Origin of the sequence: Bacillus cereus group sp. Sample62 (assembly GCF_036851315.1) — a bacterium.
GTDB lineage: Bacteria > Bacillota > Bacilli > Bacillales > Bacillaceae_G > Bacillus_A > Bacillus_A wiedmannii.
On the sequence record NZ_JAFLPK010000001.1, the window covers coordinates 3,899,607 to 3,914,778 of the forward strand.

A 15,172-nucleotide genomic window follows, 5' to 3' on the forward strand; every position below is an offset into this window, starting at 1 on the left:
GGAGAGGTTCACGTTTCATTAACACTTGTATTTACTGTTTTTTACAATCAAAATCCGTTATGAATTGAGGTTTATATATTGATTGACGTACCCTTTTTAAAAAATGTCACATTAAAAAAAGAAAATATCTCTAGTTTTTCCGCATATCCTTACTGTCTACCCGCTATCCGAACTTTACAATCACTTGCCTTCCACCCAAATGTAACATTCATTATTGGAGAAAACGGAACGGGAAAATCAACATTACTCGAAGCAATTGCAATCGCTTTAGGATTTAATGCAGAAGGTGGAACGAAGAATTTCCGCTTTAGTACAAACGATTCACATTCATCTTTACATGAATACCTTCGAATTTCTAAAAGTTTCAATACACCAAACGACGGTTTCTTTCTTCGCGCTGAATCATTTTATAACGTTGCTTCTTATATTGATGAGATGGATGCTGATCTAGAAGCACGCGGTAATCCAGTTATTGACTCATATGGTGGTATCTCACTACACAAACAATCACACGGCGAATCATTCTTTTCCTTATTTATGAATCGTTTTTCAGGACAAGGTTTATACATTTTAGATGAGCCTGAGGCCGCTCTATCACCAATGAGGCAACTTTCCATGCTTATTCGAATGCACGAACTAGCGGAACAAGGTTCACAATTCGTTATCGCGACGCACTCTCCTATTTTAATGGCTTATCCTGAATCCACTATATATTCTTTAACACAAGAAGGGATTCATGAATCCACATTAGAAGAAACCGAGCATTACCAAACGACAAAACTTTTCTTTGAAAATCGTGATCGATTATTTCATCATTTATTTGATTCTTAATAAAAAAGAAGCAGCGATTGCTGCTTCTTTTTTATAGTGCTTCTATAAATAATGCTACCCCAATACCGCCACCGACGCATAGAGAGGCAATTCCTTTTTCTAAACCGCGTCTCTTCAATTCATGAATTAAACTTACCGTAATACGAGCTCCTGTACAACCGATTGGATGTCCAAGTCCTACACCGCTACCGTTTACATTCACTTTTTCACGGTCTAAACCTAATTCTTTCTCTACAGCTAGGTATTGAGCCGCGAAAGCTTCATTAATTTCCAGTAAATCAGCATCTTCTAATGACCAATCTACTTTTTCTAGTCCTTTACGAATTGCTGGTGCTGGTCCAATACCCATAATTTTCGGATCTACCCCAGCTACTGAATATCCAACAATTCTAGCTAACGGCTGTAAGCCTTTTTCTTTCGCTTTTTCTTCGCTCATTAATACTAGAACCGCACTTCCATCATTAAGGCCAGATGCATTCCCTGCCGTTACAGATCCATCTTTACGGAAAGCTGGTTTTAATCCTGCTAATTTTTCCGCTGTAATATCTGCACGTGGATGTTCATCCTTCGAAAATACTATTTCTTTTCTACGTTCTTTTATCGTAATAGGAACAATTTGCTCGTCAAAATATCCAGACTCGATTGCTTGCAGTGCCAATGTATGACTACGAAGCGCAACTTCATCTTGTTCCTCTCTTGTAATTTCATATTGGTCAACTAAATTTTCAGCCGTTTCACCCATCATAATATGGTGAATCGGATCTTCTAGTACTTCCCACACCGTATCACGAATTTCTCCGTGCTGTAGACGTTGTCCCCAGCGGTGCTGTTTTAATGCATAAGGGCTTGAACTCATTGCTTCTACTCCACCTGCAATTACAACATCACTTACACCTAATTGAATTTGCATTGCAGCTGACATAATTGCTTGCATACCTGAAGAACATTGGCGTTGGATTGTATAACCCGTAACTGTGTCAGGAAATCCTGCCGCTAATGCAGCTGTTCTTGCAGTATTTGCTTCATCAGTTCTTTGAATACAATGACCTAAAATTACTTCATCAACTTCGTGTGGTTCTACCCCGCCTCGTTTTACAGCTTCCTGAAGTACAGGAACCGCTAATTCTACTGGCGTTACATTTTTTAGCGCTCCTCCAAAAGTTCCAATTGGCGAACGAACTGCAGCTGTAATAACAACATTATGCATTTTGCACTTGCCCCTCTCTTATGTACCCTAGTAAGTTTTTAGGTGAAATTCCATAAGATGTATGTCTACATCTATCATACTATAAACATACTAAAAAATCAAAATATTTAATATAATAAAAATAGAAGGAATTAACCTTCTATTCTGTTAATGCATATAAAAATTTTTGTAAAATTTTCTCTGTCGTTTCATTCAATTTTGGTAACTTATCTACCGGAAAATATTGAAGCTTCAATCCCTCATGATCAAGCCTTAATTCTCCACTCACATTATGCCCCTGATACAGATGAATAACATTAAAAATTTCATCCCCATTAGGATAACAGAAGTATACTTCCTTTCCTGATAAGACACCTAGAAATTGCATGATTTTTGCAGTTAATCCCGTCTCCTCGAATAATTCTCGGCGAGCAGTTTCTTCCGTCGTTTCTCCTAGTTCCATCGCGCCGCCAGGTACACCCCAATCATATGTATCTGAACGATATTGAAGCAATACTTCTTGATTATCATTTAGTATAATTATTGCTGATCCAACAAGAATAAGTGGTCTTGTCCCAACGACTTTGCGTAACTCTTCAATATACCCCAATATGTAAACTCTCCTTTCCTCACCCTCCCTTATCATAACAAAATTTTTCTCCTTTTGTTGATGTAATTTCCAAGAAAAAAAAGGAAGCTTTCGCTTCCTTTTTTCCATTTTTATTTCTTAAAACTTTCATATTTCACAGCTTCAAAAGCTTCTTCAATTTCATCATTACGATAATGAACGTATGTAAAACGCCCTAATTCTACTAATCTTGCTATTTCTTGTAACGCTTTATGTTGCTCATATGTTTCCCCCAGCTTAATATGTACATAAAACTTCATTAATGGATGTTCATATAAAGGTTCTCCCACCTCTACATATACATCTTCCACCCCTTGCACAACTCTTACATAACTTGCAAATTGATAAAGAGCTTCTCTGTCTGAAACGATTTTTAATGTATACATATATTCTCCCCCTTTTCTTTACTATATCAAAAAGATGATCACACTACGTTATAGAACTATGAAATTTTTTCGACTTGTAATAAACAAGGCGTTTATCCATACATAGGAGCTTTTCTCCACATATATTATAAGAAGAATTTTTTCAGTTGAGGTGTTCCTTATGGATCCATACGTCAATATATGTATTTGCATTACTCCAGGCGCCGATATTTCTGATGACCGTATCGCAAAAGATTTAGCAGTAGCAGAATCAATTTGGCACCCGATTACATTTCAAATTACAGACGTAATTATTTTAAATGAACTTTTCCGTTTTTCTGACCGTGAAATTAGTTATAAAAATTCTATTCAAAGTCAGGAAAAATTAGCAGCCTTTTTCCAAACATGTGTAAATGAAGCTCCTGAATGCGACCTTTACATTTGTTATATTGGCAGTGATTATTTCAAAGAAACAGCCGTAATTGCCTGCGCTTACTCTTTAGCAAAACAACAGCAACTTACTGGTTATATCGTTTTAACAAATTCAGCTGCTCCCATGAAAAATATATATACGCTCGCTCACGAAATCGGTCATATTTTATTTACAAGACGTGTTCACGGAAAACTTACTCACGCAGATCCTCATTCCCTAACTGGATCGGAGCACCATCCGTCTCCATCAAATCTTATGTACCCTATCGTACCTCGTCCTGAAAACGTCCATATTCAGTCCCTATTAACGAACGAACAAAAAGCACTCTCTTTACAAAGTTCTTTATTACAAAGAAAAAAACAGTAACTGTCCTGTTACTGTTTAAAACAATTTATTCCAATCTACAAACCAAATCCCGGCTGCAAAGGATACACTATACACCAAAACGGCATCCCTCTAAAAATCAAAATATAGTATTTCTTTGGAAATAATTTTTTGTATATCCAGAGCAGCCACTTTTTTGAACTACTCGTTTATACTTTTTCTCTCTTCAATTTTTAAAGACCATCTCATTAATCCATATATACTTCCATACATAAGTAATATCTTTGCAATTCCCCAAAATACATTTTTTTCTTCTAATCCTTTAAATATAAACATAATCGCTAAAGGAACAATTAGCACCAAAACACCCATCCAACCAAGGACATACACTTCTCCAACGAAAAGTAATAAAAAGATACTTGCTGCTAATATATATGTTTGCATTGTCGATAATTGCAAAATAGGTGTACCGTACCATTTATCAATAAACATCAATAATACTAATAATAAGATGGGAACCATTACTATTACGTAAATAATCCCGAACTCTACAAATTTATTTTTAAAAGAAGACATTCTAAACGCAACAATGGTTCCAATAATCGTAATGATTAAGACGATAGGATAGCCAATTAACTGTATATTCGTTAGTATAAATTGCTGATTTGGATTATTAAATAAAATATGAGTTAATATCCAATACCCGCCAATACCAATTATCATCGCAAGAATACTCTTTATACTCCCGCCTGTATCCTTCTCCATCTCTTTCGCTAATTCTTCCGCATATTCTTTTGGTGAATCACCGAATATATCGCTTACCGTCTTTCCCTCTTTCTCACCTTCTATTAAATGAAGTTCTGCATCCTCTATAAAAGCGTCCACATCTTCTTCTTTCATGCCTTTTGTTATTAAATACACTTTCGTATCGATTAAAAACTTTTCTCCTTCTTTAGAAATTTGCATGATAACCCCTCCCTCATTTAACCGTTTCTCTTCTATTCATCTTCATCATAATTTCAAGGAAAATTAAAATAAACAAACTTCCGTATAAACATATAATTTGAAATAACATTGGCATAAGATCTTCCGATGTAAATGTTTTAAACAGTAACATAATAGAAAGAGGAATGATTAAATATAAGTTTTTAAACCATCCTTCAAAATATATATTTATCGCTACTGTGATAATAAAAATAGCTCCAGCTAATATATAACTTTGCGTTTGGGTGAATGTAAACATTTTGGTAGGATAGATCACATCTAATATCGTAACAACTCCTATTAAAAACATTGGCGCAATCATAACTAAAAACCACATAGAAAACCACGTTTTTGTAAAGCTTGTTACGAAGGTCATTTTACGAAGTAGAAAATTAGGACTTATTACAGCTACGATCAATGTAAAGCTATAGCCAATGCACTGAATAAGTGAAATCTGTAACATTCCGTTATTCACTATTAAGATAGAAGCAATAATCCAAAACAATACGATATTCATTACTGTAAAGCCAATTTGCTTCCACGTTTCCTGTCTATCCTTTTCCATTACTTTTACAAGTTCATTTGCATATTCTTTCGGTGAGCTTCCGAAAATATCTTCTACACTTTTCCCATCACTCTCACCCTCGATTAAATGAAGTTCTGCATCTTCTATAAAATTTTCAATATCGCTTTCTTTCACACCCTTTGCCACTAAAAATAATCTCATATCTAATAAAAACTTTCGTGCTTCACTTGATAACATTATTTTTTTCTCCCCTTCCCTTCAAGTAGACGCTCTACACTACTTTGCATCGCTTCCCAGCGATCCATAAATTCATGAAGTGCTTCCTCGCCTTTTTCTGTTAATGTATAATATTTTCGCTTTGGGCCAGATGGAGATTCCTTCATTACACTTGTTATTAATCCTTCCTTTTGCATTCGTATTAATAACGGATAAATACTTCCCTCACTCGCCATAGTAAAGCCATACTTCGCTAGCTTTTCACTCATTTCATAACCGTATATTTCACCTTCAGAAATAATAGCAAGTAAGCATCCTTCTAAAATCCCTTTCAGCATTTGACTTGTCGACATAATTCAAATCCTCCCACTATCTTGTTTTACAAGATAGATAAGCGTAAGTATCTTGCTTTACAAAATAGTATAGCAGAGACTATTTTGCAAAACAAGATAGCTAACAATATTTTTCCAAATCTTTGCAGGATTTTTATTATCACCTCTCTAAATAGAGCAATATGAGAACTTTATTACGAAGGGATGTTTTTCATCATGGTTACAAATCGAGTTGTCTTTTTAACAGGTGCTGCAAGTGGTATTGGTTATGAAATGGGAAACGCTTTTGCAAAAGAAGGTGCAAAAGTTGTGATTACCGATCGTCTTGAAGAACGTGCAAAAGAAGCTGCTGAAAAATTACAAAAAGAAGGCTATCAAGCTATCGGTTTAAAATGTGATGTTACATCTGAAGAAGAAATTACCGCTGCAATTTCTCAAACCGTTACGCATTTCGGTTCATTACATATATTAATTAACAACGCAGGAATGCAGCACGTGTCACCAATTGAAGATTTTCCAACCGAAAAGTTCGAACTACTTATTAAAATTATGCTAATCGCTCCTTTTATCGCAATTAAGCATGCCTTCCCGATTATGAAAAAACAAAAGTATGGCCGAATTATTAATGTCGCTTCCATTAATGGCCTCGTTGGATTTGCAGGGAAATCCGCCTACAATAGCGCGAAACATGGCGTAATTGGATTAACAAAAGTTGCCGCTTTAGAAGGCGCTACTCACGGAATTACCGTTAATGCGCTTTGTCCTGGTTATGTCGATACCCCTCTTGTACGTAATCAACTACAAGATTTAGCTACTACACGAAACGTACCACTTGAAAATGTTTTAGAGGATGTTATTTATCCACTTGTACCACAAAAACGCTTATTACAAGTACAAGAAATCTCTGATTATGCTATATTTTTAGCGAGCGAAAAAGCAAAGGGTATAACTGGTCAAGCAGTTGTTATTGATGGTGGCTATACTGCTCAATAAAAATAAAGTTTGCTCACGAAGAGCAAACTTTATTTTACTTTCTATCGCGAGGACCTTCCTACTTTAGTAATTGTTTAGGGAGTTTCTCGATTGCAACAATTACCCCATCTAATTTACTTTCAATACGATGGAGTAAATATAATGTTACAACAATCGGAAACCCTACATTACCTATCATCCTGATCCACTCTTCCATCTTTCTCTCCTCCTTTCATTATATAAATAAGAGTGAGAAATACATTTAGGCATAAAAAAACAAGCTATTATGTATTAGCTTGTCTTTCAAATAATGATGCAATTTCCCGTTTATAATCTCCACGTATGATGCCTTTTTCAGTAATAATACCTGTAATTAATTCATTCGGTGTTACGTCAAATGCAGGATTATAAACATCAGTTCCAATTGGCGCCACTTGTTTTCCAAAAATTTTTGTAACTTCTGTTTCATCTCTTTCTTCAATAACAATTTCTGTACCTGTTTGTTTCGTAATATCAAACGTAGATAACGGAGCTGCAACGTAAAATGGAATATCGTAATACTTTGCTAATATAGCTAAATTCATTGTTCCAATTTTATTTGCTGTATCTCCATTTGCGACAATTCGGTCCGCTCCTACTATAATCGCGTTTATTTCTTTCGTTTGAATAGCATGAGCTGCCGTATTATCGGTAATAAGTGTTACATCAATATTTGCCTGTTTTAATTCCCAGGTCGTTAAACGCCCGCCTTGTAAAACCGGTCTCGTTTCACACGCATACGCATGTAAACGTACACCCTTTTCTTTCCCAATATAAAACGGTGCTAATGCAGTGCCATATCTAGCAGTTGCAATACTTCCAGCGTTACAAATTGTTAAAATGTTATCACCTTCTTTAAAGCATGTTAATGCATGTTCTCCAATACGCCGGCATACCGCTTCATCTTCTTGCTGAATGAGAAGCGCTTCTTCTTCTAATATTTTTTGTGCTTCTTTTATTGTAGTAATTTCTCGAATCGATTCTCTCATACGATCGATTGCCCAAAATAAATTGACTGCTGTCGGGCGTGACGTCCCTAAATAATTACAATCTCTATTAAACTTCTTTTGAAATTCTTCAATATGTACAGTGTCATATTTTTTTGATGCAAGCGCCAAGCCAAATGCAGCTACAATTCCAATTGCAGGTGCTCCTCGTACTTCTAGCATGACAATACTTTTCCATACCTCTTCAATCGTCGTTAATGTTTTGTATTCTGTGCTATGCGGCAACTTTGTTTGATTTAATACTGCAATGGCATCACCTTTCCAACTGACAGACCTCGGAACAGTAACAATTGTACTCATGCTTTTATACCTCCTGGAACTGTCTGTTGAAATAGTGTTCGGAACAGTTGAATATCAGCGCTCTTAGATTCATATTTTATTAGTTCTTTACCTAAGGATAGCGCTTGTTTCTTAGCTTGAATTCTCGTTTCTTTATTTGCTATTTCATCTAAATCAGCTACATGCGCTAAGCCAATTGTTCTACGGATAAGCTCACATCCAGCAAATCCAACGGCATCCTTAAAAATATTTTGCAAAATAATCGGCAACCATTGTTTCTCTTTCGTATATGCTTCTACACCTTCTCCAATCCATAACTTCGTAAAAGTTTCTACAAAATAACTCCACGTCTTCTCAATATGGAAAAATAGCAAACTTCTCTGTTCTTCTTCTCTGGATAGAGCATTTAATAATAGATTTGCAATAAATTGACCAAGATCAAATCCAAATGGGCCATATGTTGCAAATTCCGGATCAATCACTTTCGTTTCAGAAGGTGATGAAAAAATACTACCAGTATGTAAATCACCGTGAATAAGCGCTTCTTTTCTCGTTAAAAATTTATATTTATATTGCGCGACTTTTAACTTTAAAGTTTTATCACTCCACAATTCATCCACCGCTAGTTGTAACTCCGGCTCATAATCATTCGTATCGTAATGACCGAACGGATCTGTAAACACTAAATCTTCTGTAATCTTACAAAGGTCTGGGTTTACAAATGCACCTTCTAGTACCCTTTTCTCTTCTGACTCTAACCCGAAATCTGAAGTATAAAACAAAACATGTGCTAGAAAACGACCAATATGTTGAGATAAAAGTGGGTACTCCTCTCCATCTATTAATCCTTTTCTTGCAATTGTTAGCCTTGATAGATCTTCTATGACTGTTACTGCTAACTCTTCATCATGACTGTACACTCCCGGCACATATTCCGGCACATACTTCGCAAAAATTTGTAATGCTTTACTTTCAATCGTCGCTCTTTTTATAGACAGTGGCCAGCTCTCACCAACTACTTTTGCATATGGCAGTGCTTGTTTTATTATAATAGACTTCTCTCCATCATCTAATTTGAACACGTAATTTAAATTTCCATCTCCAATTTCATGACAAACTACATTTGCTTTCTTTTCAAAATAACCGTGTTCTTTCGCATATTGTATAGCTGTCGTTTCAGTTAATGAATAATATCCCATCGTCTTCTCCCCCTTTTTTAAATTCAGAGGTTTTTCTGACGTAGAAAAACCTCTTTCCACAAAGAAAGAGGTTTGAAGTTTATCTTCTCCCCTCTTATCTGCCAGAAAGGTTTACTTTCTGCTGGAATTAGCACCGTGCCTTTTGGCGTAAATAAACGCCCCATTTCACAATGGTATTACGGTCGGTTGCTGGGCTTCATCGGGCCAAATCCCTCCACCTGCTCTTGATAAGAGTTGTATAATTTTTCGAATTTTTAACTTTATGTTGAAGACTATACCAAGAATAAAAATCACTTGTCAACATTTTATTTGTATAATTCTGGACGACGATCTGCAAAAACTGGAATTCCTTTGCGTACTTCTTTAATTTTCTCAAAATGAAGCTCTCCAAATAAAATTGATTCTTCTTCATTCGCTTCTACAACAATTTCGCCCCAAGGATCGACAATTAAAGAATGACCGGCAAACTCATTATCCGGATCCTTTCCTGCCCTATTACATGCAACAACATAACACTGATTTTCAACTGCTCTTGCTTGCAATAACAAACGCCAATGAGCTAAACGAACCAATGGCCATTCTGCTGCAACAAATAAAACTTTTGCACCTTTAGCAGTATGAACGCGCATCCACTCTGGAAAACGAATATCATAACAGATTGTGCCGGCGCACTCTACATCATCTAGCTTAAATTCACCTGTACTATTTCCAGCGATTAAATATTTATGTTCATCCATAAGCTGAAATAAGTGCACTTTACTATATTCATTAATTAGTTCTCCTTTATTAGTTACAACATACATTGTATTTGTAACACCTTGCTCTGTTTGCTTCGCTATAGACCCACCGACAATATGTACACCATATTGCTTCGACCATTCTTTCAGCTTTTCTTTCGTTTGCAATCCATCCCTATCTGCAATTTCAGTAAGCCTCGTTAAATCATATCCTGTTGTCCACAGTTCTGGTAAGACAATAACATATGGTCTTTCTTTCATCGCTTCACTTATTTTATTTTTAGCATTCTCAATATTTTTTTCTACATCTCCAAAGACAATATCCATTTGAATACATGCGACTTTCATTTTGTCAGCCCCATTCTTAATTTTTTCTTTACAAAATACTGGAAAGATTATATCATTTGTCACTAGAATTGTAACAACTTTCAAAAGAGGTGGAAAGTATGAAATTATTTCAACCTTCTGAGATAGTAACATCATTGCCAACACAATTTTTCGCTTCACTTGTTGCAAAAGTTAACAAAGTCGTTGCAGCAGGTCACGATGTTATTAATCTAGGACAAGGTAATCCAGATCAACCAACACCGCAGCATATCGTAAAAGCTTTACAAGACGCTGCTGAAAAGGCCATTCATCATAAATATCCGCCATTTCGCGGACACGAAAGTTTAAAAGAAGCCGTGGCAACATTCTATCAACGCGAATATGATGTAGTAGTAAATCCAAAAACAGAAGTTGCTATTTTGTTTGGTGGAAAAGCTGGATTAGTAGAATTACCAGTTTGTTTTACAAACCCTGGTGATACTATTCTCGTTCCAGATCCAGGCTATCCAGATTATTTATCAGGAGTTGCTTTAGCTAAAGCACAATTTGAAACAATGCCGCTTATTGCAGAAAATAATTTTTTACCAGATTATACGAAAATCGATGACTCTATTGCCGAGCGTGCAAAATTAATGTTTTTAAACTATCCAAATAATCCTACCGGTGCTACTGCATCAAAAGATTTCTTTGATGAAACCATTCATTTTGCTAATGAACATAATATATTAGTCGTTCATGATTTTGCTTACGGTGCTATTGGATTCGATGGTCAAAAACCTGTTAGTTTCTTGCAAGCAGACGGTGCTAAAGATACAGGTATTGAAATTTACACTCTATCGAAAACTTTCAATATGGCTGGATGGCGCATCGCTTTCGCTGTGGGGAATGAAAGTGTGATTGAGACAATTAACTTATTACAAGATCATATGTATGTTAGTATTTTTGGTGCAGTTCAAGATGCTGCCCGCGAAGCACTATTAAGTTCACAGTCTTGCGTAATAGACCTTGTAAATAGTTACGAATCTCGAAGAAACGCTCTTGTTTCAGCTTGTCACTCAATTGGTTGGAATGTAGACATTCCAACAGGCTCATTCTTTGCATGGCTTCCTGTTCCGAAAGGATATACATCTGAGCAATTTTCTGATATTTTACTAGAAAAAGCACACGTTGCAGTTGCTCCTGGTGTTGGATTTGGTGAACATGGCGAAGGATATGTCCGTGTTGGTCTCTTGCATACAGAAGATAGATTACGAGAAGCCATTAATCGAATTGATAAATTAAATTTTTTCAAAAAGTAATTGACAACATGAAAAATATCTGACAAAATTCAGTTATCTTAAAAATTTAAACATTTCTAAATACTTCTTATCAAGAGCAGGTGGAGGGACGAGCCCGACGAAACCCGGCAACCGATCTACAATTGTAGACACGGTGCTAATTCTCGCAGCATTATGCTGACAGATAAGGAGCTGGTTGTAAAAAAACCTCTCCTTAGCTGAGAGGTTTTTTTATTTAACTAGGAGGTTTTAACAATGAGCGGAATTATAGCAACGTATTTAATCCATGATGATTCACATAACTTAGAAAAAAAGGCCGAGCAAATTGCACTCGGTTTAACAATTGGCTCTTGGACTCATTTGCCACACTTATTGCAAGAACAATTAAAACAGCATAAAGGCAACGTCATTCATGTTGAGGAACTAGCTGAACAAGAACATACCAATTCGTATTTACGTAAAAAAGTTAAACGCGGGATTATTAAAATCGAATATCCGTTATTAAACTTCAGTCCGGACTTACCAGCAATTTTAACAACTACATTCGGCAAGCTATCACTTGATGGTGAAGTGAAATTAATCGACTTAACATTTTCAGACGAGTTAAAACAATATTTCCCTGGTCCAAAATTCGGGATAGATGGTATTCGAAATCTTTTACAAGTGCATGAACGTCCCCTTTTAATGAGTATTTTTAAAGGAATGATTGGACGAAATATTGGGTATTTAAAAACGCAATTACGCGATCAAGCAATTGGTGGTGTAGATATAGTAAAAGATGATGAAATATTATTTGAGAATACATTAACACCACTTACGAAACGCATTGTATCTGGAAAAGAAGTTTTACAATCCGTATATGAAACATACGGACATAAAACGTTATATGCCGTAAATTTAACAGGACGAACTTTTGATTTAAAAGAAAATGCGAAACGCGCAGTGCAAGCTGGGGCAGATATTCTATTATTTAATGTATTTGCTTACGGACTAGATGTACTACAATCACTTGCAGAAGATGATGAAATCCCAATTCCTATTATGGCACACCCTGCTGTAAGTGGTGCTTATTCAGCATCCAAGTTATATGGAGTTTCCTCTCCATTATTACTTGGAAAGCTACTACGTTATGCCGGGGCTGACTTTTCATTATTCCCATCTCCATACGGAAGTGTTGCACTAGAAAAAGAGGAGGCTCTTGCCATCTCAAAACATTTAACTGAAGACGATGCATTTTTCAAGAAGAGTTTTTCTGTTCCGTCTGCTGGTATTCACCCTGGTTTCGTTCCCTTTATTCTACGGGATTTCGGTAAAGATGTTGTTATTAATGCTGGCGGCGGGATACATGGACATCCGAGTGGGGCGCAAGGGGGCGGTAAAGCTTTCCGTACTGCAATTAATGCTACTTTGCAAAATACACCACTCCATGAAGTAGATGACATAAATTTGCATAGTGCACTACAAATATGGGGAAATCCTTCTCATGGGGTGAAATTATGAGTATTCAAGTATTTTGTGATTTCGATGGCACGATTACAAATAATGATAACATTATGTCCATTATGGAAAAATTCGCACCACCAGAAGCCGAAGAAGTAAAGAATAGAATTTTATCACAAGAGCTGTCTATTCAAGAAGGTGTTTCTCAATTATTTCAATTAATACCTACTAGTCTACACGATGATATGATTCAATTTTTAATAGAAACTGCTGAAATCCGTAGTGGTTTTCATGAATTTATACAATTTGTAAATGAAAATAACATTTCTTTTTACGTTATATCAGGTGGAATGGATTTCTTCGTCTATCCACTCTTACAAGGAATCATTCCAAAAGAACAAATTTACTGTAATGAAACAGACTTTTCAAGTGAATTCATTACAGTTAAGTGGCCTCATCCTTGTGATCATCATTGTCAAAATCATTGCGGATTATGCAAATCATCTTTAATCCGTAAATTAAGTGATACGAATGACTTCCATATTGTGATTGGAGATTCCATTACTGATTTACAAGCTGCGAAACAAGCAGATAAAGTATTTGCTCGCGACTTCCTTATTACAAAGTGTGAAGAGAATTATATTGCTTATACACCGTTTGAAACATTTCACGATGTTCAAACCCAATTAAAACATTTGTTGGAGGTGAAATCATGAAACAACTTTTTCGTCAATGGTATGACTTAAGCGAGATAAAAAAAGAATTAACAACACGAAATTGGTTTCCAGCAACAAGTGGTAATATTTCTATAAAGGTTAGTCATGAGCCACTTACTTTTCTTATTACAGCAAGTGGTAAAGATAAAACAAAAACTACTCCAGATGATTTTCTATTAGTAGATCATCTAGGGATTCCCGTATTAGAGACTGAATTACGCCCTTCAGCAGAAACAATATTGCATACACATATTTATAACAATACGAATGCCGGGTGCGTACTTCATGTTCATACAACTGATAATAACGTCATCACAAATTTATATAGTGATGCAGTCACCCTTCAAAATCAAGAAATTATTAAGGCTCTCGATATTTGGGAAGAAGGTGCAACAATTCACATTCCTATTATCGAAAACCATGCCCATATCCCAACGCTTGGAGAAAACTTCCGAAAGCATATACAAGGAGATTCGGGAGCAGTATTAATCCGTAACCACGGTATTACCGTATGGGGCCGAGATAGCTTTGATGCAAAGAAAAGATTAGAAGCTTATGAGTTTTTATTCCAATTTCATATAAAACTATTATCAATTCAAGGAGGCGTTTCTAATGGCGCAAATTCGTATTCATGAAGTAAATACTCGCATCGAAAATGAAGTGGAAGTATCTAAATTTCTACAAGAGGAAGGCGTTTTATATGAGAAATGGAATATTTCTAAGCTTCCTACTCATTTAAATGAAAATTATTCGTTAACAGATGAAAACAAGGCTGAAATATTAGCTGCGTTTTCAAAAGAAATCGCTGATGTTTCAGCGCGCCGAGGTTATAAAGCACATGATGTAATTTCACTTTCAAATAGCACACCTAACCTTGACGAATTATTAATTAATTTCCAAAAAGAACACCATCATACCGATGATGAAGTTCGCTTTATTATTAGTGGTCATGGCATCTTTGCTATTGAAGGAAAAGATGGGAAATTCTTTGACGTTGAACTTGAGCCAGGCGATCTCATATCTGTTCCTGAAAATGCAAGACATTATTTTACCTTGCAAGATGATCGTCAAGTTGTAGCTATTCGTATTTTTGTTACAACTGAAGGCTGGGTTCCAATTTATTAAGGTAGTTAGTTGAATAAAAGGACTTGGATCCCCTTTTCCAACCTTTTATTCACTCTACATATATACATCCTCCTATGGAACAGGCTTATTTCATTTTTTGAAATAAGCCTGATTTTTTATTTTCTCAAACATATGAGTCCTTCTATTCCAAAACAATCTCCCCTTCTATTTTTTAAGCAAATTTTTTAACACTTTTTGAACATTTATTGAACTTTTTTTGAATTTTTTC

18 protein-coding genes, 1 pseudogene and 2 riboswitches are annotated in these 15,172 nt (G+C 35.7%); of the genes and pseudogenes, 8 read left to right on the plus strand and 11 right to left on the minus strand.

Annotated elements, in window-relative coordinates; translation table 11 throughout:
- Window positions 1–78: 78 nt before the first annotated feature.
- Window positions 79–831, plus strand: a complete 753-nt coding sequence (locus J0835_RS19695; protein ID WP_087981753.1) for an AAA family ATPase — start codon at window positions 79–81, stop codon at window positions 829–831.
- A 31-nt stretch (window positions 832–862) separates the two neighbouring features.
- Here J0835_RS19695 and J0835_RS19700 read toward each other — a convergent pair whose 3' ends face one another.
- From J0835_RS19700 to J0835_RS19710, 3 genes are all read right to left on the minus strand, one after another.
- Entirely contained in the window at window positions 863–2,038 is a 1,176-nt protein-coding gene (locus J0835_RS19700; RefSeq protein WP_000552069.1) for an acetyl-CoA C-acetyltransferase, read from the minus strand.
- 139 nt (window positions 2,039–2,177) lie between these two features.
- Window positions 2,178–2,627 carry an NUDIX hydrolase gene (locus J0835_RS19705; RefSeq protein ID WP_140386879.1) on the minus strand — a complete coding sequence of 150 codons (450 nt, stop codon included), beginning with the start codon at window positions 2,625–2,627 and terminating at the stop codon, window positions 2,178–2,180.
- A 110-nt stretch (window positions 2,628–2,737) separates the two neighbouring features.
- Window positions 2,738–3,031, minus strand: a complete 294-nt coding sequence (locus tag J0835_RS19710) for a DUF3928 family protein (protein ID WP_000288329.1) — start codon at window positions 3,029–3,031, stop codon at window positions 2,738–2,740.
- 160 nt (window positions 3,032–3,191) lie between these two features.
- Here J0835_RS19710 and J0835_RS19715 point away from each other — a divergent pair, with 160 nt between their 5' ends.
- A complete protein-coding gene (locus J0835_RS19715; RefSeq protein WP_087981755.1) occupies window positions 3,192–3,809 on the plus strand; it encodes an ImmA/IrrE family metallo-endopeptidase in 618 nt (205 codons plus the stop codon).
- 15 nt (window positions 3,810–3,824) lie between these two features.
- Here the strand turns inward: J0835_RS19715 and J0835_RS29245 are convergent.
- The 4 genes and pseudogenes from J0835_RS29245 to J0835_RS19730 form a co-directional block, all read right to left on the minus strand.
- Window positions 3,825–3,961, minus strand: a pseudogene (locus J0835_RS29245) (DNA-binding protein); the annotation flags it as partial.
- A gap of 7 nt (window positions 3,962–3,968) precedes the next feature.
- On the minus strand, window positions 3,969–4,733 hold the full coding sequence (locus tag J0835_RS19720; protein ID WP_087981756.1) for a DUF1129 domain-containing protein: 765 nt from the start codon (window positions 4,731–4,733) through the stop codon (window positions 3,969–3,971).
- Between the two features lie 13 nt (window positions 4,734–4,746).
- A complete protein-coding gene (locus J0835_RS19725) occupies window positions 4,747–5,514 on the minus strand; it encodes a DUF1129 domain-containing protein (protein WP_087981757.1) in 768 nt (255 codons plus the stop codon).
- The gene (locus tag J0835_RS19730; protein WP_000107986.1) at window positions 5,514–5,846 is read right to left on the minus strand and encodes a PadR family transcriptional regulator; all 333 of its coding nucleotides are present in this window, start codon (window positions 5,844–5,846) and stop codon (window positions 5,514–5,516) included. Before J0835_RS19730 ends, J0835_RS19725 begins: the two co-directional genes overlap by 1 nt.
- Before the next feature lie 195 nt (window positions 5,847–6,041).
- Between J0835_RS19730 and J0835_RS19735 the strand changes: the two genes are divergently transcribed.
- The gene (locus J0835_RS19735; RefSeq protein ID WP_087981758.1) at window positions 6,042–6,818 is read left to right on the plus strand and encodes a 3-hydroxybutyrate dehydrogenase; all 777 of its coding nucleotides are present in this window, start codon (window positions 6,042–6,044) and stop codon (window positions 6,816–6,818) included.
- 58 nt (window positions 6,819–6,876) lie between these two features.
- Here the strand turns inward: J0835_RS19735 and J0835_RS19740 are convergent, their stop codons facing one another.
- The 4 genes from J0835_RS19740 to J0835_RS19755 form a co-directional block, all read right to left on the minus strand.
- On the minus strand, window positions 6,877–7,014 hold the full coding sequence (locus tag J0835_RS19740) for a YvrJ family protein (protein WP_000393342.1): 138 nt from the start codon (window positions 7,012–7,014) through the stop codon (window positions 6,877–6,879).
- A gap of 67 nt (window positions 7,015–7,081) precedes the next feature.
- Window positions 7,082–8,143 carry an S-methyl-5-thioribose-1-phosphate isomerase gene (gene mtnA, locus J0835_RS19745; protein ID WP_087981759.1) on the minus strand — a complete coding sequence of 354 codons (1,062 nt, stop codon included), beginning with the start codon at window positions 8,141–8,143 and terminating at the stop codon, window positions 7,082–7,084.
- Entirely contained in the window at window positions 8,140–9,321 is a 1,182-nt protein-coding gene (mtnK, locus tag J0835_RS19750) for an S-methyl-5-thioribose kinase (RefSeq protein WP_087982717.1), read from the minus strand. Before mtnK ends, mtnA begins: the two co-directional genes overlap by 4 nt.
- A gap of 91 nt (window positions 9,322–9,412) precedes the next feature.
- Window positions 9,413–9,555: riboswitch (SAM riboswitch) on the minus strand.
- Window positions 9,556–9,626: 71 nt separating this feature from the next.
- Complete coding sequence (locus J0835_RS19755; protein WP_333728187.1) at window positions 9,627–10,490, minus strand: carbon-nitrogen family hydrolase; 864 nt, start codon at window positions 10,488–10,490, stop codon at window positions 9,627–9,629.
- A 14-nt stretch (window positions 10,491–10,504) separates the two neighbouring features.
- Here J0835_RS19755 and J0835_RS19760 point away from each other — a divergent pair, with 14 nt between their 5' ends.
- From J0835_RS19760 to J0835_RS19780, 5 genes are all read left to right on the plus strand, one after another.
- Window positions 10,505–11,683, plus strand: a complete 1,179-nt coding sequence (locus J0835_RS19760; RefSeq protein WP_087981760.1) for a pyridoxal phosphate-dependent aminotransferase — start codon at window positions 10,505–10,507, stop codon at window positions 11,681–11,683.
- Between the two features lie 64 nt (window positions 11,684–11,747).
- Window positions 11,748–11,853, plus strand: a riboswitch (SAM riboswitch).
- 64 nt (window positions 11,854–11,917) lie between these two features.
- Window positions 11,918–13,162, plus strand: coding sequence for a 2,3-diketo-5-methylthiopentyl-1-phosphate enolase (gene mtnW / locus J0835_RS19765; RefSeq protein WP_087981761.1), 1,245 nt, complete (start codon window positions 11,918–11,920; stop codon window positions 13,160–13,162).
- Window positions 13,159–13,818, plus strand: a complete 660-nt coding sequence (locus J0835_RS19770) for a 2-hydroxy-3-keto-5-methylthiopentenyl-1-phosphate phosphatase (RefSeq protein WP_087981762.1) — start codon at window positions 13,159–13,161, stop codon at window positions 13,816–13,818. The genes mtnW and J0835_RS19770 overlap by 4 nt, the downstream gene beginning before the upstream one ends.
- Window positions 13,815–14,453 carry a methylthioribulose 1-phosphate dehydratase gene (locus J0835_RS19775; protein ID WP_047957113.1) on the plus strand — a complete coding sequence of 213 codons (639 nt, stop codon included), beginning with the start codon at window positions 13,815–13,817 and terminating at the stop codon, window positions 14,451–14,453. Before J0835_RS19770 ends, J0835_RS19775 begins: the two co-directional genes overlap by 4 nt.
- The gene (locus J0835_RS19780; RefSeq protein ID WP_087981763.1) at window positions 14,431–14,943 is read left to right on the plus strand and encodes a 1,2-dihydroxy-3-keto-5-methylthiopentene dioxygenase; all 513 of its coding nucleotides are present in this window, start codon (window positions 14,431–14,433) and stop codon (window positions 14,941–14,943) included. The genes J0835_RS19775 and J0835_RS19780 overlap by 23 nt, the downstream gene beginning before the upstream one ends.
- Window positions 14,944–15,172: the final 229 nt, after the last annotated feature.

Coding starts and splice junctions, on each gene's coding strand:
- J0835_RS19700 (WP_000552069.1), bottom strand. CDS start 2,038: ATGCATAATGTTGTTATTACAGCTGCAGTTCGTTCGCCAATTGGAACT.
- J0835_RS19710 (WP_000288329.1), bottom strand. CDS start 3,031: ATGTATACATTAAAAATCGTTTCAGACAGAGAAGCTCTTTATCAATTT.
- J0835_RS19715 (WP_087981755.1), top strand. CDS start 3,192: ATGGATCCATACGTCAATATATGTATTTGCATTACTCCAGGCGCCGAT.
- J0835_RS19720 (WP_087981756.1), bottom strand. CDS start 4,733: ATGCAAATTTCTAAAGAAGGAGAAAAGTTTTTAATCGATACGAAAGTG.
- J0835_RS19725 (WP_087981757.1), bottom strand. CDS start 5,514: ATGTTATCAAGTGAAGCACGAAAGTTTTTATTAGATATGAGATTATTT.
- J0835_RS19730 (WP_000107986.1), bottom strand. CDS start 5,846: ATGTCGACAAGTCAAATGCTGAAAGGGATTTTAGAAGGATGCTTACTT.
- J0835_RS19735 (WP_087981758.1), top strand. CDS start 6,042: ATGGTTACAAATCGAGTTGTCTTTTTAACAGGTGCTGCAAGTGGTATT.
- J0835_RS19740 (WP_000393342.1), bottom strand. CDS start 7,014: ATGGAAGAGTGGATCAGGATGATAGGTAATGTAGGGTTTCCGATTGTT.
- mtnA (WP_087981759.1), bottom strand. CDS start 8,143: ATGAGTACAATTGTTACTGTTCCGAGGTCTGTCAGTTGGAAAGGTGAT.
- mtnK (WP_087982717.1), bottom strand. CDS start 9,321: ATGGGATATTATTCATTAACTGAAACGACAGCTATACAATATGCGAAA.
- J0835_RS19760 (WP_087981760.1), top strand. CDS start 10,505: ATGAAATTATTTCAACCTTCTGAGATAGTAACATCATTGCCAACACAA.
- mtnW (WP_087981761.1), top strand. CDS start 11,918: ATGAGCGGAATTATAGCAACGTATTTAATCCATGATGATTCACATAAC.
- J0835_RS19770 (WP_087981762.1), top strand. CDS start 13,159: ATGAGTATTCAAGTATTTTGTGATTTCGATGGCACGATTACAAATAAT.
- J0835_RS19775 (WP_047957113.1), top strand. CDS start 13,815: ATGAAACAACTTTTTCGTCAATGGTATGACTTAAGCGAGATAAAAAAA.
- J0835_RS19780 (WP_087981763.1), top strand. CDS start 14,431: ATGGCGCAAATTCGTATTCATGAAGTAAATACTCGCATCGAAAATGAA.